The sequence below is a fragment of the Stenotrophomonas sp. TWI809 genome, from assembly GCF_039673205.1.
GTDB lineage: Bacteria > Pseudomonadota > Gammaproteobacteria > Xanthomonadales > Xanthomonadaceae > Stenotrophomonas.
Window position 1 is genome coordinate 140,959 of record NZ_JBDJLE010000003.1, and the last position, 24,201, is coordinate 165,159.

Sequence of the window (24,201 nt, forward strand, 5' to 3'; positions counted from 1 at the left end):
GCTCCTCGACAATGCCGCGCCACGCCCGGGAGTGGGCAGGGCGGCCAGGCGGGCATGGTCGCAGTGGAGGGCGTCGGTGATCAACCGGTGGTCGAGCGCGGCGATGCGCGCACGCCGCCGCGGGCCGCCGCCAGGTCCGGGCCCACCCGCCGCCGCCCAGCCGGCGCGAAAGGTATGAGAACCTGCGCCATCCGTCCCTGCTGCGGTCGTGCGCAGCGTCCCTTCAACCCAGGGTTTCCCATGACCAGTGCTTCGCTCAGCAGTACACGTGCCGGCAGCGGCGAGAACACCGGCTTCATCATCCTGATCAGCTGCGTGGCCACCATCGGTGGCTTCCTGTTCGGGTTCGACAGCGGCGTGATCAACGGCACCGTCGATGGCCTCAAGGACACCTTCCAGTCCAGCTCGGCCGGGATCGGCTTCGAGGTCGCCTCGATGCTGCTCGGCTGCGCGATCGGTGCGTTCTTCGCCGGCCGCCTGGGCGACCGGCTCGGCCGCCGCGGCGTGCTGATCATCGCGGCGGTGATGTTCCTGTTCTCGGCCCTGGGGGCCGGTGCGGCGCACAGCTCCACGGTGTTCATCATCGCCCGGGTGATCGGCGGGTTCGCGGTCGGCGCGGCCAGCGTGATGTCGCCGGCCTACATTGCCGAGGTGGCCTCGGCCCGGTACCGCGGCCGGTTGGCCACGGTGCAGCAGATCGCGATCATCAGCGGGTTGTTCTGTGCCTTCCTCAGCAACTATCTATTGGCCAAGGCGGCCGGCGCCTCCACCGAGTCCCTGTGGCTGGGCCAGGCGGCATGGCGCTGGATGTTCTGGATGCAGGCCATTCCCTCGCTGCTGTTCCTGTGCCTGCTGCTGGTGATCCCGGAAAGCCCGCGCTTCCTGGTGGTCAAAGGGCGCCGTGACCAGGCCCTGGCGGTGCTGACCCGTCTGTACGGGCCGGCCGAGGCCCAGGCCAAGATCACCGAGATCGAGGGTTCGCTGTCCCAGGACCAGCACCGCCCGACCTTCTCGGACCTGATCAGCAAGGCCACCGGCAAGCTGCGCCCGATCGTCTGGATCGGGATCGGCCTGGCGGTGTTCCAGCAACTGGTCGGCATCAACGTCGTCTTCTATTACGGCGCGGTGCTGTGGCAGGCGGTGGGCTTCTCGGAGAGCGACGCGCTGCTGATCAACGTGCTGTCCGGTGCGCTGAGCATCGGTGCCTGCCTGGTCACCGTGGTGCTGATCGACCGCATCGGACGCAAGCCGCTGCTGTGGGTCGGCTCGGTCGGCATGGCGATCTCGCTGGCGCTGGTCACCCTTGCCTTCGCCAGCGGCTCGCTGGATGCCGGCGGCAAGCTGCAGCTGTCCGACAGCATGGGCGTGCTGGCGCTGGTGGCGGCGAATGTCTACGTGATCTTCTTCAACATGTCCTGGGGCCCGGTGATGTGGGTGATGCTGGGCGAGATGTTCCCCAACCAGATCCGCGGCTCGGGGCTGGCGGTGGCCGGCGGGGCGCAGTGGACGGCCAACTTCGCCATCACCGTGTCCTTCCCGGTCCTGCTGGGCAGCATCGGCCTGGCCGGGGCCTACGGCATCTATACGGTGGCCGCGGTGCTGTCGGTGTTCTTCGTGCTGCGCTTCGTCAAGGAGACCAAGGGCAAGGAACTGGAGCAGATGGAGGGGTGAGCGCCGCTTCCGACATCCTCGTCGCGGGGCGCTTTGCCGGGTCGGGGGGTGCACTCCCCGAGCCGGGCCTGGCAGGACAGGCGCCGCACGCCCTGACCCTGAACGCAAAAAACCCCGCCGTGGCGGGGTTTTTGGCTTTCTGCACCGCGACTGGTGCTCCCTAGGGGACTCGAACCCCTGTTTTAGCCTTGAGAGGGCCACGTCCTAACCATTAGACGAAGGGAGCAGGCTTTGTCGCGAACTGCGCAGCGCGCTAGTATATGGACCTAGATGCCATTGGGCAATCCCGAAAACTCAACCGGAAGCGCCAACATCAATTCCTCTGCTACATCACCGTTCAGCCTGCGCGTGATCCCGCGCGATCAGCACAACATCTCCCGCAAGGACATCAGCCCCAACGCCCTGCGCGTTCTGTACCGGCTGCGTGATTCCGGGTTTGCCGGTTACCTGGTCGGCGGCGCCGTCCGCGATCTGCTGGTGAACGGCCACCCCAAGGATTTCGACGTCGCCACCGACGCGACGCCCGAGCAGGTCAAGCAGTTGTTCCGCAACTGCCGGCTGATCGGCCGCCGTTTCCGCCTGGCGCACGTGGTGTTCGGCCGCGAGATCATCGAGGTCGCCACCTTCCGCGCCAACATCGACGATGGCAGCGGCGACCGTGAGATGGAAAACGGCATGCTCGTGCGCGACAACGTGTACGGCAGCATCGAAGACGACGCGATCCGCCGCGACTTCACCTGCAACGCCCTGTACTACGCGATCGAGGATTTCTCGGTGCGCGATTACACCGGTGGCTTTGAAGACGTGCAGGCACGCCTGATGAAGCTGATCGGCGACCCCGAGCAGCGTTACCAGGAAGACCCGGTACGCATGCTGCGCGCGGTGCGCCTGGCGGCCAAGCTGGGCTTCCAGATCGAAGAGGCGACCGCCGAACCGCTGCCGCGCCTGGCCAACCTGCTGGCCGAGGCCGCCCCGGCGCGTCTGTTCGAGGAAGTGCTCAAGCTGTTCCTGTCCGGGCACGGTGTGGCCAGCTTCGAGGGCCTGGAGCGGTACGGCCTGCTCGATGTCATGTTCCCGGAAAGCGCCGCGGCCCTGCGCAGCAATCGCAGTGGTGCGTTGCGCCGCATGGTCATCGAAGGTCTGCACAACACCGATCTGCGTGTGGCCAATGACGAGCCGGTGTCGCCGTCGTTCCTGTTCGCGCTGCTGCTGTGGCCGGCGTTCTGCCGCGCCCTGGCCAGCCTGCAGAAGCAGGGCGTCGCACTGGAAGAGGCGCAGCGCCGTGCGGCGGACCGCGTCACCCTGCACCAGCTCACCACGATCGCCCTGCCGCGCCGTTTCTCGCTGCCGATGCAGGAGATCTGGTTGCTGCAGGGGCGCTTTAGCTCGCGCCAGCGCAAGCGGGTGATCCGCACGTTGACCCATCCGCGCTTCCGCGCCGCCTACGATTTCCTGGTCCTGCGCCAGGTCGCCTCCAGCGAGCATGAAGCCGACGTGGCGTTCTGGCGCGAGGCCCAGCTGCAGTCCGGTACCGAGCTGGATTCGGCGCTGGATGCCGCCCAGGCCGACGGTGAGGGCGAAGACGGTGCACCGCGCAAGCGTCGCCGCCGCCGTCGTCGTCCCGGTGGAGTGGCAGGCGAGTAAGCCGTGACCCTGGCCTGTATCGGATTGGGCGCCAATCTCGGGGACGCCGCGCAGACCCTGCGCGATGCGTTCCAGGCGCTGGCGGCCCTGCCGCAGACCACACTGCGGGCGCGCTCGCAGCTGTACAGCACGCCGGCGTGGGGCAACCTGGATCAGCCGGCGTTCGTCAACGCCGCCGCCGTGCTGGAGACCCGGTTGCCCGCACCGGATCTGCTGGCTGCGCTGCTGGAGATCGAGCGCCGCTTCGGCCGCGTACGGGATCCTGCCGTGCACTGGGGGCCGCGTGCACTGGATCTGGACGTGCTGCTGTACGGCGAACAGAGCATCGATCTGCCGCAGTTGCAGGTACCGCATCCCTATCTGCATGAGCGCGCGTTCGCGCTGCTGCCGCTGGCCGAGATCGCGCCCGACGCCATCATTCCCGGGCACGGCCGCGTGCGGGATGCTGTGATGCGGGTCGAGGCCTGCGGGATCGCTTCAATAGGAGGATAATGCGGGGCTTATCGCCACCGGTTATCAGCTCATGAGTACCCACGCAGACAGCAAGCCCTGGACCGTGCCCGCGTTGGCCGAGGCCAAGCGCAACGGACAGAAGCTGGTGATGTTGACCGCCTACGATGCCGGGTTCGCCCGCAGCTTCGACGCCAACGGCGTGGACCTGATCCTGATCGGCGACTCGCTGGGCATGGTGGTGCAGGGGCATGACTCGACCCTGCCGGTGACCACCGACGACATGGTCTATCACACCCGCGCCGTGGCCCGTGTACTGCAACGCGCGCTGCTGGTGGCGGATCTGCCGTTCGGCGCCGACGCTACCCCGGAGCGCGCGCTGGATGCCTCGCTGCGCCTGCTGCAGGCCGGTGCGGAGATGGTCAAGATCGAAGGTGCCGGCTTCAAGCTGGACATCATCCGTTACCTGGTCGAGCGCGAGATTCCGGTCTGTTCGCACCTGGGCCTGACCCCGCAGTCGGTGCTGCGCCTGGGCGGTTATCGCGTGCAGGGCCGTGGCGACGCCGCCCAGCAGCTGCGCGATGATGCCAAGGCCGCGGTCGCCGCCGGCGCCAGCCTGGTCGTGCTCGAATGCGTGCCCACGCCGGTGGCTGCCCAGGTCACCGCGGACATCAGCGTGCCCACCATCGGCATCGGCGCCGGCCCGCAGTGCGATGGCCAGGTGCTGGTGCTGCATGATTTCCTCGGTCTGGACAGCGGCCATCGTCGTCCCAAGTTCGTCAAGGATTTCCTTGCCGAAGGCGGGTCGGTTGCCGGTGCGGTCCGTGCCTACGCCGACGCCGTGCGCGACGGCTCCTTCCCCGACGCAGAACACGCCTACGCCTCATGATCGAAACCGTCACCGAACTGTCCCGTCTGCGCGCCGTCGTCAACGGCTGGAAGCGCGAGGGCCTGCGCGTCGCGCTGGTCCCGACCATGGGCAACCTGCACGCAGGGCATTATTCACTGGTCACGCTGGCCCGGCAGTACGCCGATCGCGTGGTCTCCAGCGTCTTCGTCAACCCGACCCAGTTCGGCCCGAACGAGGACTTCACCCGCTACCCGCGCACGCCCGAAGCCGACACCACCGGCCTGGAGCAGGCCGGGTGCGATGTGCTGTGGCTGCCCACGGTTGAGTCGATGTACCCGTTCGGTGTCGAACTGGCGGCCAGCGTCAATGTGCCCGGCATCAGCGGCCTGCTCGAAGGCGCGCACCGCCCGGGCCATTTCGATGGCGTCTGCACCGTGGTCTCGCGCCTGTTCAACCAGGTGCAGCCGGATGTGGCGGCCTTCGGCAAGAAGGACTACCAGCAGCTGGCGGTGATCCGCCAGATGGTGGAAGACCTGGCCTTCCCGATCCAGATCGTCGGGGGCGACATCGTGCGCGAAGACGACGGTCTGGCGATGAGCTCGCGCAACCAGTATCTCAACGCCGAGCAGCGCCCGGTCTCGACCACCATCCACCAGGTGCTGCTGGGCATGCGCGAAGGCTTCATTGCGGGCAAGAGCCGCAGCCTGATCGAGGCCGAAGCCGCCGCGGCGCTGCAGGCCGCCGGGTTCCAGGTCGACTACGCCGTGGTCCGCCTGCCGGACTTGTCCGAGCCGGCCGATGCCAACGACGGCACCCGCGTGGCCCTGATCGCCGCGCGGATCGGCAATACCCGGTTGATCGACAACCTGGAGTTCTGAGGGCTGCGCCCCGCCGGGTAGGGCCACCCCATGGGTGGCTGCTGGGCGATGCCGGACGTGCAGCCACCCATGGGGTGGCTCTACCGGGGCGGCGGGGCGGCCTGAAGATGCTGAACGGTGGGCAGCCCCCTCCCGCGACCGGCGCGCCCTGCCGCCGGGCCCCCGGGTGCTAGAATTTCCCTTTCCTTTACCGTTTCCCCGTTGCCATGCATCTGTCCCTGCTGAAGACCAAGATCCACCGCGCCACCGTCACTCACTCCGAGCTGAACTACGAAGGTTCCATCGCCATCGATGACAACCTGCTGGCTGCGACCGGCATCCGTGAGTTCGAGCAGGTACACATCTGGGATGTGACCAACGGTGCGCGTTTCTCGACCTATGCCATCCGTGCCGAAGCCGGCAGCGGCGTGGTGTCGCTCAACGGTGGCGCCGCGCGCCACGTGCAGGTGGGCGACATCATCATCATCGCGGCCTTCGCCAGCATGAGCGAAGAAGAAGCTGACAGCTTCAAGCCGAAGTTGGTATATGTGGACGGCAAGAACCAGATCTCCCACACCAACGACACGATCCCGACACAGGCCGCATGACACAGCACAACGGATTCGACCCGCTTCATTCCCATGCCCAGCGCCTGCGTGGCGCGAGCATCCCTTCGTTGATCGCCGCCGAACCGGGCCGCGCACAATCGCTGGGGCTGCGGGTCGGTCCGTTGTACGTCAATTTCGCGCGGCAGAAGTACGACCGCGCGGCGTTGGACGCACTGCTGCAGCTGGCCGCCGAGCGCGATGTCGCTGGCGGCTTCCAGCGCCTGTTCCGTGGTGAAACGGTCAATGTAACCGAAGGCCGTGCGGCGCTGCACACCGCACTGCGCGGCGATGCCAGCGGCGCTCCGGTGGCCGGTGAGGCCTTCGCCACCGCCGCGCAGGTGCGCCAGCAGATGGGCGAGCTGATCGCCGCGCTGGAAGCAACCACTATCACCGATATCGTCAGCGTCGGCATCGGCGGCTCGGACCTGGGGCCGCGGCTGGTCGCCGATGCGCTGCGTCCGGTCTCCGGGGCACGCTTCCGCGTGCATTTCGTGTCGAACGTGGACGGTGCCGCGATGCAGCGCACGCTCGCCACGCTGGACCCGGCGACCACGGCCGGCATCCTGATCTCCAAGACCTTCGGCACCCAGGAAACACTGCTCAACGGGCAGATCCTGCATGACTGGCTGGGCGGCAGCGAGCGCCTGTATGCGGTCAGCGCGAATCCGGAGCGTGCGGCCAAGGCCTTCTCGATCGCCGCCGGCCGCGTACTGCCGATGTGGGATTGGGTGGGCGGGCGCTATTCGCTGTGGTCGGCGGTCGGTTTCCCGATCGCACTGGCGATCGGTTTCACGCGCTTCGAGCAGCTGCTCGAGGGCGCGGCGCAGATGGACGAACACGCGCTGACCGCACCGCTCGCGCAGAACCTGCCGGTGCTGCATGCGCTGACCGACATCTGGAACCGCAACCTGCTCGGCCATGCCACGCACGCCGTGATGACCTACGACCAGCGCCTGGCGCTGCTGCCGGCCTACCTGCAGCAGCTGGTGATGGAAAGCCTGGGCAAGCGCGTGCAGCTCGATGGCAGCCCGGTCGCCAGCGACACCGTGCCGGTGTGGTGGGGCGGGGCGGGCACCGATGTGCAGCACAGCTTCTTCCAGGCGCTGCACCAGGGCACCAGCGTGATCCCGGCCGATTTCATCGGCTGCGTGCACAACGATGATCCCTATGTGGTCAACCACCAGGCGCTGATGGCCAACCTGCTGGCGCAGACCGAAGCGCTGGCCAACGGGCAGGGCAGCGATGATCCGCACCGCGAGTATCCCGGCGGCCGCCCGAGCACGCTGATCCTGCTCGACGCGCTGACCCCGCACTCGCTGGGTGCGCTCATCGCGATGTACGAACACGCCGTGTACGTGCAGTCGCTGATCTGGAACATCAACGCCTTCGACCAGTTCGGCGTGGAGTTGGGCAAGCAGCTGGCCAGCCAGTTGCTGCCGGCGTTGCAGGGTGAAGCGCATGCGATCACCGACCCGGTGACGCTGGAGTTGCTGGGCCGGCTGACCGCCTGACCACCGCGTAGATCCGACCGTTGGCCGGCTAAAAGGGCAGGTAGAGCCGACCGTTGGTCGGCTATCGCGCGCAGCGCGCGGTGTTGATCGATGTGGCGAAGAGCAGCCGACCAACGGTCGGCTCTACCGGTTGATGCGCCCGTGTTTGAGCAGCCGACCAACGGTCGGCTCTACCGATGCAGGTTCAGTGCGGGTAGGGCCGACTAAAAAGGCAGGTAGAGCCGACCGTTGGTCGGCTATCGCGCGCAGCGCGCGGGGTTGGTCGATGTGGCGAAGAGCAGCCGACCAACGGTCGGCTCTACCGGTTGTTGCGGCCGGTGTTTGCGCGGCCAGCCCGCGCCCGGCCTCACCGGCTCGGATCGCGCTCGGGGCTCGGCCGCTTGGCCAACTTGCGCTGCAGCGAGCGCCGGTGCATGCCGAGCAGGCGCGCAGCAGCGGACACGTTGCCGCCGGTTTCATGCATCGCCTGCTGGATGTGTTCCCACTGCAGCCGGCTGATCGGGGTCATCGCATCCGGCGGTTCCATGTCGCCATCGTCGGCCGGGCCATCGTCTTCCTCGCCGAGCGCGCGCAGGATCATCGGCACCGTGGCCGGCTTGGGCAGGTAGTCGTCGGCGCCGAGCTTGATCGCTTCCACCGCCGTGGCGATGCTGGCGTAGCCGGTCACCAGCAGGATCCGCATGTCTTCGCGCAGGGCGCGCAACGGCTGGATCAGGGCCAGGCCGGATTCGGAGCCGAGCTTGAGGTCGATCAGCGCGTAGGCCGGCGGCTGCTGCCGGGCCAGCAGCAGGGCCGAGGCGGTGTCGCTGGCGGTGACGGTTTCCAACCCCTTGCGGGCCAGGCTGCGCTGCAGCGTGCGCAGGTACAGTTCGTCGTCATCGACCAGCAGGCCGTGACTGGCCAGCCCGGGGGCCGGAGTGAAGGTGGTCATGCGGAAGTCTCCCGTGGGGACAAGGGCAGGCGGAAGCCGACGCGCGTGCCGGCACCGTTGGCCGGGCGCATCCACAGCTCGCCGTCCAGGCGTTCGATGGTGGCGTGGGACAGGGCCAGGCCCACGCCCATGCCATCGGTCTTGCCGCTGTTGAACAAGGTGCCGGGCAGCACGGCCTGGCGGGCATCGAAGCCGTGGCCGTAGTCGCGCACTTCGCCGATCAGGTCATCGCCCTCGATGCGCAGCGACAGATCCACCTGCGGCCGGTCGGCCTTCTCACCCGCGTCGGCGGCATTGTTGAGCAGCACCATCAGCAGGTGCCCGATGCCCGGGTCCAGCGGCAGGGTGAGCGGGGCATCCTCATTGCGCTTCAGCGCGATGGTCGGACGCACCAGCCGCCACTGTTCCAGCACCTGCGGCAACGTCACCGCATCGCGGCCGGGTGCATCGCCGGCGGCCGGGCGGGCGAGGGCGAGCACCCGCTCCCGACACTGCACCAGCAGCTCGCGCAGGGTTTCCACGTCATCGCGGACCTCGCTGCTTTCGGTCTGGTCGGCGATATCGTCGGCGAGCAGGGTCATGGTCGCCAGCGGGGTATTGAGCTCATGCGCCACCGAGGCGGCATGGGTGGCCAGCGCGACGATGCCCTCATTGCGCACGAAGCGTTCGCGCAGCATGGCCAGCTCGCGTTCGCGCTGGCGCAGGGCGATCGCCAGTCGGGTCGCGAACACCAGCACCACCGTGGCCGACAGCAGGAAGTTGCAGACCACGCCCCACTGCTGCATCTGCGCACCGGTGAAATAGCCGCTCGGCAGCGGCAGGCCGAACACGCCGCTTGCTGCATAGCCGATCAGGCAGGCCGCGGCCACGGCGAGGGTCCAGCGCAGGGGCAGGGCGAGCGCGGCCAGTGCGATCAGGATCAGGAACAGAGAGCCGAAAGGATTGGCGACGCCGCCGCTCCAGCCCACCATCCAGGTGAGCACGGTGACATCCACCAGGATGTGGCAGAACGCGGTCAGCGGTGCGGTGTCGGCATCGTGAACGCGCAGTTGCGCATACAGGTTGAACAGGGTCAGCGCGGCGACGCCGGCCCAGAGCGGCAGCTGCGGCAGCTCCAGGCCCAGTACCCAGGTGGCGACCAGGATCGTGGCGGCCTGGCCAGCCACGGCCAGCCAGCGCAGGCTGCACAGGGTGCGGAGGAAGGGGGCGTCGGTACCGGTCATGTGCGCACATCGTATGCGCTCCGGCCTGGACCTGCCTGCGACAATAGGCCGCATCCGGGGTAGGCGGCGCGCGCGGGGCGCTGAACATGAGTGCCAACCAACGCTGGGCACCTACCCGTGCGCTGGGCGCGCTAAAATAGGCGGATGCATGACGCCGTGACCCGACCGACCCAACCCGCCGACTCCGCCGTGTGGGCCCGCCGCCAGACCCAGCCCGTCCATATCGGCGGCGTGGTCGTGGGCGGGGGCCATCCCGTGGTGGTGCAGTCGATGACCAACACCGACACCGCCGATGTCGCCTCCAGCGTGAAGCAGGTCGCCGAACTGTGGCGCGCGGGCTCGGAGATGGTGCGGTTGACCGTCAACAATCCCGAGTCTGCTGCGGCCATCCCGCGGATCGTGGAGAAGCTGCAGATGATGGGGATCGATGTCCCCCTGATCGGCGACTTCCATTACAACGGCCACCAGCTGCTGACCCAGGAGCCGGCCTGCGCCGAAGCGCTGGCCAAGTACCGGATCAATCCGGGCAACGTCGGCTTCGGCAAGAAGAAAGACACGCAGTTCGCGCAGCTGATCGAGTTTGCGATCCGCTACAACAAGCCCGTCCGCATCGGCGCCAACTGGGGCTCGCTGGACCAGTCCCTGGCCGCGCGCCTGATGGACGAGAACAGCCAGCGCGCGCAGCCGTGGGATGCCGGGCGCGTGCTGCGTGAAGCGCTGATCCGCTCGGCGCTGGATTCGGCGGAGACCGCCGTGGAACTGGGCCTGCCGCGCGATCGCATCGTGCTGTCGGCCAAGGTCAGCGGCGTGCAGGAGCTGATCGCGGTGTACCGCGACCTGGCCCAGCGCTCGGATTTCGCGCTGCACCTGGGCCTGACCGAGGCCGGTATCGGCAGCAAGGGCATCGTCGCCTCGTCGGCGGCGCTGGCGGTGCTGCTGCAGGAAGGCATCGGCGACACCATCCGTATCTCGCTGACCCCCGAACCGGGCCAGTCGCGCACGGCCGAAGTGATCGTTGCCCAAGAGCTGCTGCAGACCACCGGGCAGCGTGCCTTCACCCCGCTGGTCACGGCCTGCCCCGGCTGCGGCCGGACCACCTCGGAGTTCTTCCAGGAGCTGGCCAAGGTCGTGCAGAACCACGTGCGCGAGAAGATGCCGCTGTGGAAGGTGAGCCACCCGGGTGCGGAGAACATGACCCTGGCGGTCATGGGCTGCATCGTCAACGGCCCGGGCGAATCGCGCCACGCCAATATCGGCATCTCGCTGCCGGGCACGGGTGAAACGCCGGCCGCGCCGGTGTTCGTGGATGGCGAAAAGACGGTCACCCTGCGTGGCGAGAACATCGCCCAGGACTTCGTCACGCTGATCGATGAGTACGTTGAACGCACCTATGTCCGAAGCGCCGGGTAAGCCGACGGTGCTGGCCACGCCGGAGCCGGCCGCCGGCGTCCGCCACTGGATGGGCCGCAACGCCTGGCGCTTCGTGCTGCTGTTCGTGGGCGTGTTGCTGCCGTTGGCGGGCTTCGTCGCCCTGGCCGATGAAGTGCACGAGCTGGAGGCGATCTACTTCGACGACCTGCTGTTGTGGAAGCTGCACGCCCTGCATTCGCCGGGCCTGGACCGGTTCTTCGTGCTGCTGTCCAAGCTGGGCTACGAGTGGTTCCTGATTCCGGCCGACGTGCTGATCGTGGGCCTGCTTGCCTGGCGCAAACGCTGGCGCGAGGCCAGTTTCGTCGCGATCTGCTTTGCCGGCTCGGCCCTGTTGAACCTGGGCAGCAAGCGCTTCTTCCAGCGCGACCGGCCCAGCCTGTGGGAGTCCATCGCCCCGGAGAGCACCTTCAGCTTCCCCAGCGGCCATGCCATGGGCTCGATGACCCTGGCCGTCACGCTGGTGCTGCTGGCCTGGAACACCCGCTGGCGCTGGCCGGTGGCCCTTGCCGCGCTTGCTTTCGCGGTCCTGGTGAGCGTCTCGCGCATGTACCTGGGGGTGCATTACCCCTCCGATATCCTGGCCGGCTGGTGTGCCGCCCTGGTCTGGGTGGTAGGGTGCTTCCTGGTCATGTTCCGCCGCCGCCATCCGTGGCGGCATCGCCACTGAAACAAATACGGCGGTAAACTGGCCGAAAGCGGCATGAAAGCGGGCTGCACCCATAGGCTGCTCCATTGGATCAGGCAAGGGTGAGAGGCACAGGGGGAGGGCAGGACAGCATGTCTGTGATGCGCGGACCAGAACGCGATGATGGGGAACCCGGTTCCTTGTGATCGCCACATCCCGCGGCTAGGCTTGCCCCCGTTCACAGTGTTTGACGAGGTTGGCGGATGACGATTCGAGTGTATCTGGTGGACGATCATGCCCTGGTGCGTACGGGCATGAAGATGATCCTCTCCAATGAAACCGACATCGAGGTGGTCGGTGAGGCGGAGAGTGGCGAAGATGCGCTGCCGGATATCCGCCGCCTGCGGCCCGACGTCGTGCTGTGCGATCTGCACCTGCCGGGCGTGAGCGGCATGGAAGTCACCGAGCGCGTGGTCCGTGGCGATCACGGCACCCGCGTGGTGATCGTCTCCGTCCTTGAAGATGGTCCGATGCCCAAGCGCCTGCTCGAAGCCGGTGCCTCCGGCTACATCGGCAAGGCCTGCGATGCACAGGAACTGCTGCGCGCGGTGCGTGATGCCGCACTCGGCCGCCGTTACCTGGGCAACAGCATCGCGCAGAACCTGGCGCTGTCGAACGTGGAAGGCAACCATTCACCGTTCGACACCCTGTCCCCACGCGAACTGGAAGTGGCGCTGCTGCTCACCCAGGGCCTGCGCCAGGAAGACATCGCCAAGCGCCTGAGCCTGAGCGCGAAGACCGTCAATACGCACAAGGCCCGCCTGTTCGAGAAGATGGGCATCAACGACAACATCGCGCTGGCGCGCATGGCCAGCCAGTACGGCCTGGTGGATCCGGCACGCCCGATGTAACCCGCCTTCTGGCGGCGGATGGAAAAACGCCCGGGCATGCCCGGGCGTTTTCGTTCAGTGCGCGCGGACCCGCGCGACGATCTTCGCGGCCTGGGCCGCACTCTCGCGCACCTTGTCCCACTCACCGCGCTCGATCCACCCGCCCGGCACCATCCACGAACCGCCGATGCAGACCACGTTCTTCTGCTCCAGGTACTCGGCTGCCGTGTCTTCGGTGATGCCACCGGTCGGGCACAGCTTCAGATCCGGGATCGGACCGGCCAGACCCTTGATCATCGCCAGCCCACCCACGGCCGAGGCCGGGAACAACTTGCACACCCGGAAGCCGCGCGCATACAGCGCCAGCATTTCGGTCGGCGAGGCCGCACCCGGCACCACCGGCAGCGGTGCCTGCGCCAGCGCATCGGCCATGTGCGCCGGCGTACCCGGCGTGACCAGGAAATCCGCACCCGCATCGATCGACTGCTGCATCTGCTCCACGGTCAACACCGTGCCCGCACCCACCACCACATCCGGCAGCTCGCGCTTGAGCATGGCGAGCGCGTCCATCGCCACCGGCGTACGCAGCGTCAGCTCGATCGCCGGCAGCCCGCCCTCCAACAACGCCGCGCTGACCGCACGGGCCTGATCCAGCGTATGCACCGTCACCACCGGCAGAATGCCGGCGGCCTTCAACAGGGTTTCAGCGCGTTTCTGATGCTCGACGATGCTCATGCGTTTTCAATCCTTATTCCAAAAAGTACGACGCCAACAACGCGCCGATAAGTGTCGGGAGGCAGCGGATGGCCCCAACCAGGACCGTTACAGCGCCATGGATGGCGCTGACGAGCCCCCATGGATGGGTTCACGGCGCGTCCTGGTTGGGGCCATCCCGCTGCCTCAACCAGAACATCCGGCCGCCGCGTTTGCGTCAGCTCACGCGTCCTTACCCTCATGCGGCGCATCCGCCGCCGCGGCATCATGCCCAAGCTCGTACTCCGCATCGTAATTCCAGATGCTGCCGTCATCGGCCGCCGGCCCGCACGAAATCGACATCGCGCCCTGATCGGCTGGACCCACCAGGCGGCGGCTCATCGCGAACAGATTGCGGCCCAGATCATGCGCCGCCGGCGCGGTATTCGGCGCCGGCTCACGTGCCGCGAACTCGGCCGCATCCACCAACAGCTCCAGCGTGCCGGCCTCACCATCCAGACGGATGATGTCGCCCTCGCGCACACGTGCCAGCGGACCGCCACGCGAGGCTTCCGGGGTCATGTGGATCGCCGCCGGGAACTTGCCCGACGCGCCCGACAGACGACCGTCGGTAACCAGCGCCACGCGACGGCCCTGGTTCTGCAGCAGGCCCAGCAGCGGCGCCAGCGAATGCAGCTCCGGCATGCCGTTGGAGCGCGGACCCTGGTAACGGACCACCGCCACGAAATCGTGCGGCAGCACACCGGCCGCGTGCAGCTTGTTGAGGACCTGCGGCGCATCGACCACCACCGCCGGCGCTTCGATCGTGCGGAACTCCGGCTTCACCGCCGACAGCTTGATCAGCGAACGGCCGAGGTTGCCGCGCAGCAGGCGCAGGCCGCCCTGGGATTCGAACGGATTGGCCACGCCACGCACCACATCCGGATCGGCGCTCTCGCGCACACCGTCGATGTAGGTCAGCTTGCCGTCGCGCAACGCCGGCTCCTGGCCGTACTGCGGCATGCCGCCTTCGGCCACGGTCTGCAGGTCGGCGTGCATCAGGCCGGCCTCCATCAGCTCACGGAACACGAACGCGGTGCCGCCCGCGGCAGCGAAGCGGTTCACGTCGGCTTCGCCGTTCGGATAGACGCGGGCCAGCAGCGGGATCAGCTGCGAGAGCTGGTCCATGTCGTCCCAGGTCAGCACGATGCCGGCCGCACGCGCCACTGCGATCCAGTGGATGGTGTGGTTGGTCGAGCCGCCGGTGGCCATCAGGGTGACCACGGCGTTGACGATCGCGCGTTCGTCGATCAAGCGGCCGAGCGGTCGGAAGTCGTCGCCCAGCGCGCTGATCTCCAGCGCACGCACAGCTGCCTGGCGGGTCAGTGCATCGCGCAGCGGCGTATCCGGATTGACGAACGAGGCGCCCGGCATCTGCACGCCCATCGCCTCGAGCAGGGTCTGGTTGGAGTTGGCGGTGCCATAGAAGGTGCAGGTGCCGGCGCCGTGGTACGAGGCGGCTTCGGCTTCCAGCAGTTCTTCGCGGGTCGCCTGGCCGGCCGCATAGCGCTCGCGCACTTCGGCCTTCTGCTTGTTCGGAATGCCCGGGGTCATCGGGCCGGCCGGCAGGAAGATCGCCGGCAGGTGGCCGAAAGCGAGCGCACCGATCAGCAGGCCCGGCACGATCTTGTCGCAGACGCCGAGGTAGACGCTGGCATCGAACATGTCATGGCTCAGGCCGATCGCGGTCGACTGGGCGATCACATCGCGCGAGAACAGCGACAGCTCCATGCCGCCGCGGCCTTGGGTGACGCCGTCGCACATCGCCGGCACGCCACCGGCAACCTGTGCGGTCGCGCCGAGTTCGCGCGCGGTTTCGCGCAGGATCTCCGGGTAGTGCTCGAACGGCTGATGCGCCGAGAGCATGTCGTTGTACGCGGTGATGATGCCCAGGTTGGGCGTCACGCCGCCGCGCAGGCGCGACTTGTCGGTCGGGCCGCACGCGGCGAACCCGTGGGCAAGGTTGCCGCAGCTCAGGCGCGAACGGAACGGACCGTCGCGCAGCGCCGCGTCGACACCGGCCAGGTAGGCGGCGCGGGAGGCGACGCTGCGCTGGACGATGCGCTCGGTGATGGCATGGAGTTTGGGATGCAGGCTCATTGGCTACCGGCTATGAGAAGGCGAACGGAACAACACCGGGGCAACTCAGTCACACCAGTGGACGCGCAGTTTCGCGCCGTCGAGATCGATCGCGTTGAGGATGGGATACAGCTGCGGATTGTTGCTTTCCAGCGCGTGCTTGAGCACTTCCAGCTTCTGCTTGCCACGCAGCAGCAACAGGCGCTGGCGGCTCTGCTTCAGGCCGTGCGGCGTGAGGGTGATGCGCAGCGGCCACTGGTTCGCACCGGGGCAGCCGGTGGCATCCAGCGCCGCGTAGGGCAGGGTGCTTTCCAGTGCGCGGGTCAAATCCTTCGAACCCGGGAACAGCGAGGCGGTGTGGCCGTCATTGCCCATGCCCAGCACGCTCACGCAGGGCCGCTGGCTGTGCCGGGCCTGCAGGTTGGCGCTGTAGACGCACTCGGGCAGCGGCTTGCCGACCCGCACCAGCGGATCGAAATGCGCGCCTTCAGCACGGGTGAGAAAGCTCTCCTTCACCAGCCATGCATTGCTGTCGCGATCCTGCGGCGAGAGCCAGCGCTCATCGACCAGGCTCACTTCCACCCGGTCCCATTGAACGTCCAGCTCGGCCAGTGCCTGGTAGATCGGCGCCGGCGTGGTGCCGCCGGAGAGCAGCATGCGCGCCCGGCCGAACTCGGCGATGTCGCGGTTGAGCTCGGCGGCCATTTCGGCGGCCACGGCCTCGATCCAGCCATCGGCATCGCCATGGCGGATCAGGGTGAAACGATCGGACGTATCCAGGGTATTCATGCGGTGCCTCCCGGCAGATCGCGTTCCACATCCGCCGCATACGCGGCCGCGCCGAGCAGGCCGGGGCTGGGGTGCATCACCGCCAGTGACGGCACCTTGGACATGATCGAAGAGAAGCGGCCCTTGTGTTCAAAGCGCTGGCGGAAGCCGGAGTGCTGCAGCGAATCGAGCATCTTCGGCACCAGGCCGCCGGTCAGGAACACGCCATCCCAGGCGCCCTGCATCAGCACCAGGTCACCGGCGATCGCGCCGAACACCGCACAGAACACATCCACGGTCCGCATCGCCTGCGGGTCGCCATGCAGCGCACGCGCGGTGACGTCCACCGGCTGCAGCTGGCCCGGATCGATGTCGGCCATCTCGCACACGGCGCGATGGATGTTGACCAGGCCGGGTCCGCAGATCAGGCGCTCGTTGGAGACACGGCCGAACTGTTCGGACAGGATTTCCAGGATGCGGATCTCTTCCGGCGTCCCGGGCGGGAAGCTGACGTGGCCACCCTCGGTTTCCAGCGGATAGCAGCGGCCGTGGCGCAGGATCAAGCCGCCCACGCCCAGCCCGGTGCCGGGGCCGATCACCGCATAGTTGCGCGGCTGGCCCGGCTTGCCCGGCACCCACGCCGCACCGCCGACCTGGATCACATCGTGCGGCTGCAGCAGCGAGATCGCCATCGCCTGGGCGGCGAAGTCGTTGATCAGGTGCAACTCATCGAAGCCGAGCATGTGCGCGGTGCGCATGCGCGAGATCACCCACGGGTGATTGGTGATGCGCGCTTCGTCACCGTCCACGCGGCCGGCCACGGCGAACACGCCGCGCTTGGCTTCCGCGCCGATCTGTTCGAGATAGTGCCGTGCGGCCTCGCCCAGCGAAGGGAACTCAGCGACGGCGAATTCGCGGATGCTGTCCTGCTGCAGTGGCGCGGCCAGCGAGGTGTCGGCGAGCGCGAAGCGAGCGTTGGTACCGCCGATATCCGCGACGAGGACCGGCTGGGACAACACCGTCATGCCTGGCCACCACGGGCAGCGTCGGCGTCGGCATCGGCGGGCAGGAAGCCGGCCGCTTCTTCCGGACCCCATTCACCGGCCGGGTAGGGCTGCAGCGGCAGCTTGGCTTCCTTCCATGCGTCGCTGACGCTGTCGATCCAGGCCCAGGCCGCGCGCACTTCGTCATCACGCACGAACAGCGCGTGGTTGCCGTTGAAGGCATCCAGGAACAGGCGCTCGTAGGCGATGCGGCGGTGCAGGCCGGTGGGTACGGACAGTTCCAGTTCCAGCGGGTGCAGTTCCAGCGCGCCCCATTCCGGGCCGGCCAGCGAACTCATCAGGCCCAGCTCGATGTTTTCCTGCGGCTGCAGCTGGAAGGTGATCCGGTTCGGGGTGGCGTTGCCGCGGTGCGGTCGTTCGAACAGCCAATGGGTGACCGGCTTGAGCGTGACCACCACGCGGGTGGTGCGCTCGGCCAGGCGCTTGCCGGTGACCAGATGGAACGGCACGCCGGACCAGCGCCAGTTGTCGATATGCGCGGTGACGCCGGCGAAGGTTTCCACATCGCTGCCTTCCGGCGGCTGGTAGGCCTGCGCGGGCTGGCCATTGATGGTGCCGGCGGTGTAGCGGCCACGCACGCTGTCACGCGCGGCGTGCTTGGCATCGAGCGGGCGCAGGGCGCGCAGCACCTTGACCTTCTCATCGCGGATGCGATCGGCTTCCAGCGAGGCCGGCGGCTCCATCGCGACCAGGCACAGCAGCTGCAGGATGTGGCTCTGGACCATGTCGCGCAGCGCACCGGAGCGGGCGTAATACGCATCGCGGCCGTCCACGCCCTCGCTCTCGGCGACCAGGATATGCACCGATTCGATGTAGTTGCGGTTCCACACCGCCTCGAGCAGCGTGTTGCCGAAGCGCAGCGCGATCAGGTTCTGCACCGCGGCCTTGCCCAGGTAGTGATCCAGGCGGAACACGCGGTCTTCGTCGATCCACTGGCCGATGGTGGAGATGATCTCCTCGGCGCTGGCGCTGTCGCTGCCGATCGGCTTTTCCAGCATCAGCCGGTGCGGTGCGGCCAGGGCGCCGCCCTTGGCCAGGCCTTCGCAGGTGGAGATGTACAGGCCCGGCGGGATCGCCAGGTAGCTCACGCACTTGCGGTCGACCAGGTCATGGACCGATTCGGCCACGGACTCGGGATTGCGCAGATCCACCGAACGGTAGTCGATGCGCTGCAGCAGCGAGTGGATGTCGTCCTGGCTGGCCATGGGCATGGCCTGCTGCAGGCGCGGGCGCAGGATCTCGCGGAAGGCCTCGGTATCGTGCGGCGACAGCGCCAGCGCACGGACCTTGAAGTCTTCGGGGAGCAGGCCGTCGCCCAGCAATCGCAGCAGCGAGGGGAACAGATAGCGCTGGGCCAGGTCACCTGTGGCGCCAAACAGGAAGAGGGTGTCGTGCATCGCTCGAGTTTCAGATCCGGGTGACATCGTTGTCAATCGCTTCTCGTCTATGTTCTCGGGGGTCGGGCGGGGTCCGTTGTCTGCTTGTTGCAGGTGCAGCACGCCCCATGGATTCCGCCCGGCATGATGGCCTGCCGACCGGGTGTCGTGGGAGATATCGCATCCTCCCCGGCATCCCGATCACGGCCGACCATCGGATAGTGCCACGTGAAAACGTTTACATGGCAGAATGCGCAGACTGTATTCGATTGCAGTGGTCGCCGTCATGCGGCACCACGCCATCGACCTGCCATCGGGAGGGCCGAAGGCAGTTCCGCATAACAGCCCGGAGACCGGGCGGACTGGAATGGTGATATGGCAAAAGTGCAGTTGCAGGGCGTTCGCAAGGTCTACGACAACGGTCAGGTGGCCGTGCAGGGCGCGACCTTCGAAGTGGCCGATGGTGAATTGATGGTGCTGGTGGGGCCGTCGGGGTGTGGCAAGTCCACACTGCTGCGCATGGTCGCCGGCCTGGAGGAGATCAGTGGCGGCACGCTGACCATCGGCGAGCGCGTGGTCAACGACGTGGCGCCGAAAGATCGTGACATCGCCATGGTGTTCCAGAGCTACGCGCTCTACCCGCACATGACCGTGGCCGAGAACCTGGCCTTCGGCCTGAAGCTGCGCGGCCACGACAAGGCGACGATCAGCAAGCGGGTCAGCGAGGCGGCCGAAACGCTGGGCCTGACCGACATGCTCGACAAGCTCCCCAAGGCGATGTCCGGCGGCCAGCGCCAGCGCGTCGCGCTGGGCCGCGCCCTGGTGCGTGAGCCGGCGGTGTTCCTGCTGGATGAGCCGCTCTCCAACCTGGATGCGAAGCTGCGCCACAGCGTGCGTACGGAAATCGCGCAGCTGCACCGCAAGCTCGGCACCACGATGATCTACGTGACCCACGATCAGGTGGAGGCGATGACCCTGGGCCAGCGCATCGTGGTGCTCAAGGACGGCGTGATCCAGCAGATCGATACCCCGATGGCGCTGTATGACCGTCCGGCCAACCTGTTCGTGGCCGGCTTCCTCGGCAGCCCGGCGATGAACGTGCTGCGCGGCACCCTGCAGCGCACCGACAGTGGCTATGCCGTGCAGGACACCGGGCTGACCGCGCCGCTGGGCCAGGCCCGGATCGATCAGGCGTGGGTCGGCAAGGCGATCGCCGTGGGCGTGCGCCCGGAGCATCTGCAGCCGGCCGCCGCCGGGGATGCGACCGCGTTCGAGGCGATGATCGATGGCATCGAGCCGGTCGGCAACGAGATCTTCGTCAACATGACCAGTGGCGGCCAGCCGTTGGTGATGCGCGTGGCGCCGCAGGCATTGCCCTCGGTGGGCGAGCCGATCCGTGTGGCGATCCACCCGCAGGGCCTGCATTTCTTCGATGCAGAGACCGGCGAGCGGTTGAACGACGCGTAACACGCGGCCGGGTTACGGGGTTGCCGGCCAGCGGCCGGCACTACCCGTGCCCGAATCCGGCAGTGCCACCAGATCCGGCAGTGCCACCAGATCCGGCAGTGCCACCAGATCCGGTAGTGCCACCAGATCCGGTAGTGCCGGCCGCTGGCCGGCTCCCCGTACACCCATCAACGTTCATGGCGTGCCGCATCGATCAACGGTCGATGCCTACCGGGTCTACCGCGCCAGACCGTCCAGCAACGGCAGGTGAGCGGCCTGGACCCCGCCGACGCTCAACGGCTCCGGCGCGATCTCCAGCGGCAGTACCGCCAGGGCCAGGTCACCGGCCACCGACGCGACCGTGCCGATCGCCGCCTCGTTCTGATGTACCTGCGTGCCACTGGTCGTGCCCTCCACGACCCGCAGCAGCTGCAGGGCGCGCTTGGCCTTGCCCAGGAAATGGGTGCGGGCCACGATTTCCTGGCCCGGGTAGCAGCCCTTCTTGACGCTGTACCCGTTCAGGCGGTCCAGCCCCAACTGCTGTGGCGTCCACTGCTCGCGCTGATCGGCGTCCAGTCGCGGCAGCCCGTAGCGCAGGTCGGACTGGCGCCAGGCCAGCGCGATATCCGCACTGTCGGCCGCAGCGGCCACGGCATCGGCCGCGCCGATCCGCAGGCTGCGCGGAAGCACATCGCTGCCGAGGTCCAGTTCGAGGTTTTCGCCGGCAAGTTGCGCAATCGCGGCCCCGGAGGCCGCTTCCGGCGCGGTGAAGCTCGCCACCACGGCCAGGTCGTTGCGCACCTCGATCCGGACCTTGCGGCGGAATACAAAACGCTGCAACTGCGACGCAATCGCATCGGCGTCGCCGTCGGCGAGCAGCAGCACGATGCGCTCCTCCTCCAGCCGCAACAGCTGGAACACAGCAATGGTGCGGCCCTTGGCCGTCAGCCAGGCACTCCACTGCCAATGCCGCAGGGGCAGGGCGGTGACATCGCTGGAGAATTGGGCATGGGCAAAGGCGGCCGCATCGGCACCGCTGAGACTGAGCAGCTGGTGACCGGGGAGGCGCGAAAAGCGGGCGAAATCGGAGGGCAGGTTGTCAGGCACGTGAACGGGGTCTAAAATTTGTGCGTTGCGAGAACACCCATGATAGGCCAAACAACCCCCACTCCAGATTCTGAAGCTGAAGGCACGCTGGTACCGGAGGAGCAACCGCTCCCCGCGACGCCGGCAGTGCCTTTGGAAATCGGCGGCCGCGGCGGACTTGATCCGGTGCGGTACGGAGATTGGGAAAAAAACGGACGCTGCATCGATTTTTGATCAGCATTGAGCCAACGCGGCATTGCGCCGCCCAGCCGAGATAACGAGCCCAGCGAATGGCCGCCAGAGAACGTCCCCTTTCCCCGCACCTTCAGGTGTATCGCTGGCAGATTCAGATGGCCACCTCGATCCTGCATCGAGCGACCGGCATCTTTCTGTCTGTTGGAGCCCTGATCATTGCCGGCGGCCTGCTCGCCCTGATGATGGGTCCTGAATCCTGGAACTGCTTCACCGGCCAGGCCGGTAGCTGGTACGGCAAGCTCTTCCTGTTCGCCTGGACCTGGTCCTTCGCCTACCACCTGTGCAATGGCATCCGCCATATCGTGCAGGACTTCGCGATCGGCTTCTCCATCCCCGCCTTCGTGCGCAGCAGCTGGGTCTCGGTCTTCGCCAGCCTGGTGATCACCGCCCTGATCTGGGCCTATGTCTTCATGGGAGCGGCCGCATGAACAAGTACCGTACCCCGCTGAAGAACGTGCGTGGCCTGGGCGCCGCCAAGACCGGCACCGAGCACTTCGTGATGCAGCGCCTGACCGCCACCGCGCTGGTCGGCCTGAGCATCTGGTTCCTGGTGTTCGTGCTGAGCCTGATCGGCGCCGATTACGTGACCGCCACCGACGCGGTGTCCAAGCCGTGGAACGCGGTGCTGCTGGTCGGCTTCCTGGTCGCGATGTTCTGGCATGCCCAGCTCGGCCTGCAGGTCGTGCTGGAAGACTACATCCACAATTCGCTGCTGGCCCTGGCGCTGCAGACCACGGTGAAGTTCATCGCCGTGCTCGGCGCGATCGTCAGTGTTTTTGCGGTCGCCCGCATTGCGCTCGGCGTTGCCTGAGTCCAGGCACCAAGACAGGAATCCAGATTAGATGTCCGCTTACAAGATTACGGAACACAAGTACGACATGGTCGTGGTCGGCGCCGGTGGCGCAGGCCTGCGCGCTACGTTCGGTCTTGCCGCCAAGGGCCTGCAGACCGTCTGCCTGACCAAGGTCTTCCCGACCCGTTCGCACACCGTGGCCGCGCAGGGCGGTATTTCCGCCGCGCTGGGCAACATGGGTGAAGACGACTGGCGCTACCACTTCTTCGACACCATCAAGGGCTCCGATTGGCTGGGTGACCAGGACGCCATCGAGTACATGTGCCGCGAAGCGATTCCGGCCATCATCGAGCTGGAACACTACGGTGTGCCGTTCAGCCGTACCGAAGAAGGCAAGATCTACCAGCGTCCGTTCGGTGGCATGACCACCAAGTACGGCGAAGGCCCGTCCGCGCAGCGCACCTGCGCCGCGGCCGACCGTACCGGCCACGCCATGCTGCACACGCTGTACCAGCAGTCGCTGGCGCACAACGCGCGCTTCATGATCGAGTACTTCGCCCTTGACCTGATCTTCGATGACGAAGGCGTCTGCCGCGGCGTGCTCGCCCTGGACATGGCCGACGGCTCGCTGCACCTGTTCCGCGCCCATGGCGTGGTGCTGGCCACCGGCGGCTACGGCCGCGCCTACTTCAGCGCCACCTCGGCCCACACCTGCACCGGCGACGGCGGCGGTCTGGTCATGCGTGCCGGCCTGCCGATGCAGGACATGGAGTTCGTGCAGTTCCACCCGACCGGTATCTACGGCGCGGGCTGCCTGATCACCGAAGGCGTGCGTGGCGAAGGCGGCATCCTGCGCAACAGCAACGGCGAGCGCTTCATGGAGCGCTATGCACCGCACTACAAGGATCTGGCCTCGCGCGACGTGGTGTCGCGCTCGATGACCATCGAGATCCGCGAAGGCCGCGGCGTCGGCGAGCACAAGGATCACATCCTGCTCGACCTGACCCACCTCGGCCCGGGCGTGATCGACGACAAGCTGCCGGGCATCGCTGAAAGCGCCCGCATCTTCGCCGGCGTGGACGTGCACAAGCAGCCGATCCCGGTCATCCCGACCGTGCACTACAACATGGGCGGCATCCCGACCAACTACCACGGCGAAGTCGTGCGCAAGGTCGGCGACAACCCCGATGCGGTCGTGCCGGGCCTTTACGCCATCGGCGAAGCGGCCTGCGTGTCCGTGCACGGCGCCAACCGCCTGGGCTCGAACTCGCTGCTGGATCTGGTCGTGTTCGGCCGTGCGGTGGCCAACCGCTGCGCCGACACCATCAAGTCCGGCGCACCGCACAAGACCCTGCCGTCCGATGCCTGCGACAAGGCCCTGGGCCTGCTCGACAAGCTGCGTTACGCCAACGGCGACACCCCGACCTCGGTCATCCGCGATCGCATGCAGCGCACCATGCAGAACGACGCGGCGGTGTTCCGTACCAGCAAGACGCTGGAAGAGGGCTGCACCAAGATGGCCGAGATCTTCGACTCCTTCCAGGACGTCAAGGTCTCCGACCGTTCGCTGGTGTGGAACTCGGACCTGATCGAAACCTACGAGCTGAACAACCTGCTGCTCAACGCGGTGGCGACGATCAACTCGGCCGAACAGCGCAAGGAAAGCCGCGGCGCGCATGCGCATGAGGACTTCCCGGACCGCGACGACGTCAACTGGCAGAAGCACACGCTGGTCAACGTCGACGAGAACGGCAAGTGCGAGTTCGACTACCGTCCGGTCCACATGTACACGCTGAGCAAGGACGTGGACGTCGTCCCGCCCAAGCCGCGCGTTTACTAAGAGACCTGCGGCATGACCTCCGTCCACGCAGCGCTCGCCACCGCCACCTC

The 24,201-nt window shown here is 67.2% G+C and carries 24 protein-coding genes and 1 tRNA gene; 15 read left to right on the plus strand and 10 right to left on the minus strand.

Annotated features, from left to right (window positions below; all coding sequences use genetic code 11):
- Nucleotides 1–240: 240 nt before the first annotated feature.
- Nucleotides 241–1,671 carry a sugar porter family MFS transporter gene (locus ABE472_RS03750; RefSeq protein ID WP_346465522.1) on the plus strand — a complete coding sequence of 477 codons (1,431 nt, stop codon included), beginning with the start codon at nucleotides 241–243 and terminating at the stop codon, nucleotides 1,669–1,671.
- 151 nt (nucleotides 1,672–1,822) lie between these two features.
- Here the strand turns inward: ABE472_RS03750 and ABE472_RS03755 are convergent.
- A tRNA-Glu gene (locus ABE472_RS03755) sits at nucleotides 1,823–1,897 on the minus strand.
- A 50-nt stretch (nucleotides 1,898–1,947) separates the two neighbouring features.
- Between ABE472_RS03755 and pcnB the strand changes: the two genes are divergently transcribed.
- From pcnB to pgi, 6 genes are all read left to right on the plus strand, one after another.
- The gene (gene pcnB / locus ABE472_RS03760) at nucleotides 1,948–3,315 is read left to right on the plus strand and encodes a polynucleotide adenylyltransferase PcnB (protein ID WP_346463758.1); all 1,368 of its coding nucleotides are present in this window, start codon (nucleotides 1,948–1,950) and stop codon (nucleotides 3,313–3,315) included.
- A 3-nt stretch (nucleotides 3,316–3,318) separates the two neighbouring features.
- The gene (folK, locus tag ABE472_RS03765; RefSeq protein ID WP_346465524.1) at nucleotides 3,319–3,807 is read left to right on the plus strand and encodes a 2-amino-4-hydroxy-6-hydroxymethyldihydropteridine diphosphokinase; all 489 of its coding nucleotides are present in this window, start codon (nucleotides 3,319–3,321) and stop codon (nucleotides 3,805–3,807) included.
- A 31-nt stretch (nucleotides 3,808–3,838) separates the two neighbouring features.
- Nucleotides 3,839–4,654, plus strand: a complete 816-nt coding sequence (gene panB / locus ABE472_RS03770) for a 3-methyl-2-oxobutanoate hydroxymethyltransferase (protein WP_121041839.1) — start codon at nucleotides 3,839–3,841, stop codon at nucleotides 4,652–4,654.
- Complete coding sequence (panC, locus tag ABE472_RS03775) at nucleotides 4,651–5,493, plus strand: pantoate--beta-alanine ligase (RefSeq protein WP_019183274.1); 843 nt, start codon at nucleotides 4,651–4,653, stop codon at nucleotides 5,491–5,493. The genes panB and panC overlap by 4 nt, the downstream gene beginning before the upstream one ends.
- Before the next feature lie 206 nt (nucleotides 5,494–5,699).
- Complete coding sequence (panD, locus tag ABE472_RS03780; RefSeq protein WP_019183273.1) at nucleotides 5,700–6,080, plus strand: aspartate 1-decarboxylase; 381 nt, start codon at nucleotides 5,700–5,702, stop codon at nucleotides 6,078–6,080.
- Nucleotides 6,077–7,591, plus strand: coding sequence for a glucose-6-phosphate isomerase (pgi, locus tag ABE472_RS03785; RefSeq protein ID WP_346465526.1), 1,515 nt, complete (start codon nucleotides 6,077–6,079; stop codon nucleotides 7,589–7,591). The genes panD and pgi overlap by 4 nt, the downstream gene beginning before the upstream one ends.
- A gap of 346 nt (nucleotides 7,592–7,937) precedes the next feature.
- On the opposite strand, the gene ABE472_RS03790 is transcribed toward pgi, so the two are convergent.
- Both ABE472_RS03790 and ABE472_RS03795 read right to left on the minus strand, forming a co-directional pair.
- Nucleotides 7,938–8,522, minus strand: coding sequence for a response regulator transcription factor (locus ABE472_RS03790; protein WP_346465528.1), 585 nt, complete (start codon nucleotides 8,520–8,522; stop codon nucleotides 7,938–7,940).
- Entirely contained in the window at nucleotides 8,519–9,745 is a 1,227-nt protein-coding gene (locus ABE472_RS03795) for an ATP-binding protein (RefSeq protein WP_346465530.1), read from the minus strand. Before ABE472_RS03795 ends, ABE472_RS03790 begins: the two co-directional genes overlap by 4 nt.
- Nucleotides 9,746–9,889: 144 nt before the next feature.
- Here ABE472_RS03795 and ispG point away from each other — a divergent pair, with 144 nt between their 5' ends.
- From ispG to ABE472_RS03810, 3 genes are all read left to right on the plus strand, one after another.
- Entirely contained in the window at nucleotides 9,890–11,155 is a 1,266-nt protein-coding gene (ispG, locus tag ABE472_RS03800) for a flavodoxin-dependent (E)-4-hydroxy-3-methylbut-2-enyl-diphosphate synthase (RefSeq protein WP_313217914.1), read from the plus strand.
- Nucleotides 11,136–11,843 (plus strand): phosphatase PAP2 family protein, encoded by a 708-nt coding sequence (locus tag ABE472_RS03805; RefSeq protein WP_313217916.1) that lies wholly within the window; start codon nucleotides 11,136–11,138, stop codon nucleotides 11,841–11,843. Before ispG ends, ABE472_RS03805 begins: the two co-directional genes overlap by 20 nt.
- 221 nt (nucleotides 11,844–12,064) lie before the next feature.
- Nucleotides 12,065–12,712: a response regulator gene (locus ABE472_RS03810; protein ID WP_019183265.1), complete on the plus strand. Its 648-nt coding sequence runs from the start codon at nucleotides 12,065–12,067 to the stop codon at nucleotides 12,710–12,712.
- Nucleotides 12,713–12,766: 54 nt separating this feature from the next.
- Here the strand turns inward: ABE472_RS03810 and ABE472_RS03815 are convergent, their stop codons facing one another.
- The 5 genes from ABE472_RS03815 to zwf form a co-directional block, all read right to left on the minus strand.
- Nucleotides 12,767–13,426 (minus strand): bifunctional 4-hydroxy-2-oxoglutarate aldolase/2-dehydro-3-deoxy-phosphogluconate aldolase, encoded by a 660-nt coding sequence (locus tag ABE472_RS03815; protein ID WP_346463690.1) that lies wholly within the window; start codon nucleotides 13,424–13,426, stop codon nucleotides 12,767–12,769.
- A 201-nt stretch (nucleotides 13,427–13,627) separates the two neighbouring features.
- Complete coding sequence (edd, locus tag ABE472_RS03820) at nucleotides 13,628–15,544, minus strand: phosphogluconate dehydratase (RefSeq protein WP_346463688.1); 1,917 nt, start codon at nucleotides 15,542–15,544, stop codon at nucleotides 13,628–13,630.
- Nucleotides 15,545–15,589: 45 nt separating this feature from the next.
- A complete protein-coding gene (gene pgl, locus ABE472_RS03825) occupies nucleotides 15,590–16,312 on the minus strand; it encodes a 6-phosphogluconolactonase (protein WP_313211452.1) in 723 nt (240 codons plus the stop codon).
- Complete coding sequence (gene glk, locus ABE472_RS03830; RefSeq protein WP_313217922.1) at nucleotides 16,309–17,316, minus strand: glucokinase; 1,008 nt, start codon at nucleotides 17,314–17,316, stop codon at nucleotides 16,309–16,311. The genes pgl and glk overlap by 4 nt, the downstream gene beginning before the upstream one ends.
- Nucleotides 17,313–18,752 carry a glucose-6-phosphate dehydrogenase gene (gene zwf / locus ABE472_RS03835; RefSeq protein WP_313211456.1) on the minus strand — a complete coding sequence of 480 codons (1,440 nt, stop codon included), beginning with the start codon at nucleotides 18,750–18,752 and terminating at the stop codon, nucleotides 17,313–17,315. The genes glk and zwf overlap by 4 nt, the downstream gene beginning before the upstream one ends.
- Before the next feature lie 354 nt (nucleotides 18,753–19,106).
- Between zwf and ugpC the strand changes: the two genes are divergently transcribed.
- A complete protein-coding gene (gene ugpC / locus ABE472_RS03840) occupies nucleotides 19,107–20,198 on the plus strand; it encodes a sn-glycerol-3-phosphate ABC transporter ATP-binding protein UgpC (protein WP_313211458.1) in 1,092 nt (363 codons plus the stop codon).
- Nucleotides 20,199–20,210: 12 nt separating this feature from the next.
- Here ugpC and ABE472_RS03845 read toward each other — a convergent pair whose 3' ends face one another.
- Both ABE472_RS03845 and ABE472_RS03850 read right to left on the minus strand, forming a co-directional pair.
- Entirely contained in the window at nucleotides 20,211–20,366 is a 156-nt protein-coding gene (locus ABE472_RS03845) for a hypothetical protein (RefSeq protein WP_284129577.1), read from the minus strand.
- A 48-nt stretch (nucleotides 20,367–20,414) separates the two neighbouring features.
- Nucleotides 20,415–21,284: a folate-binding protein gene (locus ABE472_RS03850; protein ID WP_346465532.1), complete on the minus strand. Its 870-nt coding sequence runs from the start codon at nucleotides 21,282–21,284 to the stop codon at nucleotides 20,415–20,417.
- A 39-nt stretch (nucleotides 21,285–21,323) separates the two neighbouring features.
- On the opposite strand from ABE472_RS03850, the gene ABE472_RS03855 reads away from it, so the two are divergent.
- From ABE472_RS03855 to sdhA, 4 genes are read left to right on the plus strand one after another with little or no spacing between them, the layout of a single operon-like run.
- On the plus strand, nucleotides 21,324–21,497 hold the full coding sequence (locus ABE472_RS03855; protein WP_102788321.1) for a DUF1674 domain-containing protein: 174 nt from the start codon (nucleotides 21,324–21,326) through the stop codon (nucleotides 21,495–21,497).
- A 56-nt stretch (nucleotides 21,498–21,553) separates the two neighbouring features.
- Entirely contained in the window at nucleotides 21,554–21,946 is a 393-nt protein-coding gene (gene sdhC / locus ABE472_RS03860; RefSeq protein WP_313211464.1) for a succinate dehydrogenase, cytochrome b556 subunit, read from the plus strand.
- Nucleotides 21,943–22,329 (plus strand): succinate dehydrogenase, hydrophobic membrane anchor protein, encoded by a 387-nt coding sequence (gene sdhD / locus ABE472_RS03865; protein WP_346465534.1) that lies wholly within the window; start codon nucleotides 21,943–21,945, stop codon nucleotides 22,327–22,329. Before sdhC ends, sdhD begins: the two co-directional genes overlap by 4 nt.
- A 31-nt stretch (nucleotides 22,330–22,360) precedes the next feature.
- Nucleotides 22,361–24,151, plus strand: coding sequence for a succinate dehydrogenase flavoprotein subunit (gene sdhA / locus ABE472_RS03870; RefSeq protein WP_121041870.1), 1,791 nt, complete (start codon nucleotides 22,361–22,363; stop codon nucleotides 24,149–24,151).
- Nucleotides 24,152–24,201: the final 50 nt, after the last annotated feature.

Coding starts and splice junctions, on each gene's coding strand:
- panD (WP_019183273.1), top strand. CDS start 5,700: ATGCATCTGTCCCTGCTGAAGACCAAGATCCACCGCGCCACCGTCACT.
- sdhA (WP_121041870.1), top strand. CDS start 22,361: ATGTCCGCTTACAAGATTACGGAACACAAGTACGACATGGTCGTGGTC.
- sdhD (WP_346465534.1), top strand. CDS start 21,943: ATGAACAAGTACCGTACCCCGCTGAAGAACGTGCGTGGCCTGGGCGCC.
- ispG (WP_313217914.1), top strand. CDS start 9,890: ATGCATGACGCCGTGACCCGACCGACCCAACCCGCCGACTCCGCCGTG.
- ABE472_RS03805 (WP_313217916.1), top strand. CDS start 11,136: ATGTCCGAAGCGCCGGGTAAGCCGACGGTGCTGGCCACGCCGGAGCCG.
- sdhC (WP_313211464.1), top strand. CDS start 21,554: ATGGCCGCCAGAGAACGTCCCCTTTCCCCGCACCTTCAGGTGTATCGC.
- ABE472_RS03855 (WP_102788321.1), top strand. CDS start 21,324: ATGATAGGCCAAACAACCCCCACTCCAGATTCTGAAGCTGAAGGCACG.
- edd (WP_346463688.1), bottom strand. CDS start 15,544: ATGAGCCTGCATCCCAAACTCCATGCCATCACCGAGCGCATCGTCCAG.
- zwf (WP_313211456.1), bottom strand. CDS start 18,752: ATGCACGACACCCTCTTCCTGTTTGGCGCCACAGGTGACCTGGCCCAG.
- pgl (WP_313211452.1), bottom strand. CDS start 16,312: ATGAATACCCTGGATACGTCCGATCGTTTCACCCTGATCCGCCATGGC.
- ugpC (WP_313211458.1), top strand. CDS start 19,107: ATGGCAAAAGTGCAGTTGCAGGGCGTTCGCAAGGTCTACGACAACGGT.
- ABE472_RS03845 (WP_284129577.1), bottom strand. CDS start 20,366: ATGGGTGTACGGGGAGCCGGCCAGCGGCCGGCACTACCGGATCTGGTG.
- panB (WP_121041839.1), top strand. CDS start 3,839: ATGAGTACCCACGCAGACAGCAAGCCCTGGACCGTGCCCGCGTTGGCC.
- ABE472_RS03810 (WP_019183265.1), top strand. CDS start 12,065: ATGACGATTCGAGTGTATCTGGTGGACGATCATGCCCTGGTGCGTACG.
- ABE472_RS03750 (WP_346465522.1), top strand. CDS start 241: ATGACCAGTGCTTCGCTCAGCAGTACACGTGCCGGCAGCGGCGAGAAC.
- pgi (WP_346465526.1), top strand. CDS start 6,077: ATGACACAGCACAACGGATTCGACCCGCTTCATTCCCATGCCCAGCGC.
- ABE472_RS03795 (WP_346465530.1), bottom strand. CDS start 9,745: ATGACCGGTACCGACGCCCCCTTCCTCCGCACCCTGTGCAGCCTGCGC.
- ABE472_RS03790 (WP_346465528.1), bottom strand. CDS start 8,522: ATGACCACCTTCACTCCGGCCCCCGGGCTGGCCAGTCACGGCCTGCTG.
- ABE472_RS03815 (WP_346463690.1), bottom strand. CDS start 13,426: ATGAGCATCGTCGAGCATCAGAAACGCGCTGAAACCCTGTTGAAGGCC.
- panC (WP_019183274.1), top strand. CDS start 4,651: ATGATCGAAACCGTCACCGAACTGTCCCGTCTGCGCGCCGTCGTCAAC.
- glk (WP_313217922.1), bottom strand. CDS start 17,316: ATGACGGTGTTGTCCCAGCCGGTCCTCGTCGCGGATATCGGCGGTACC.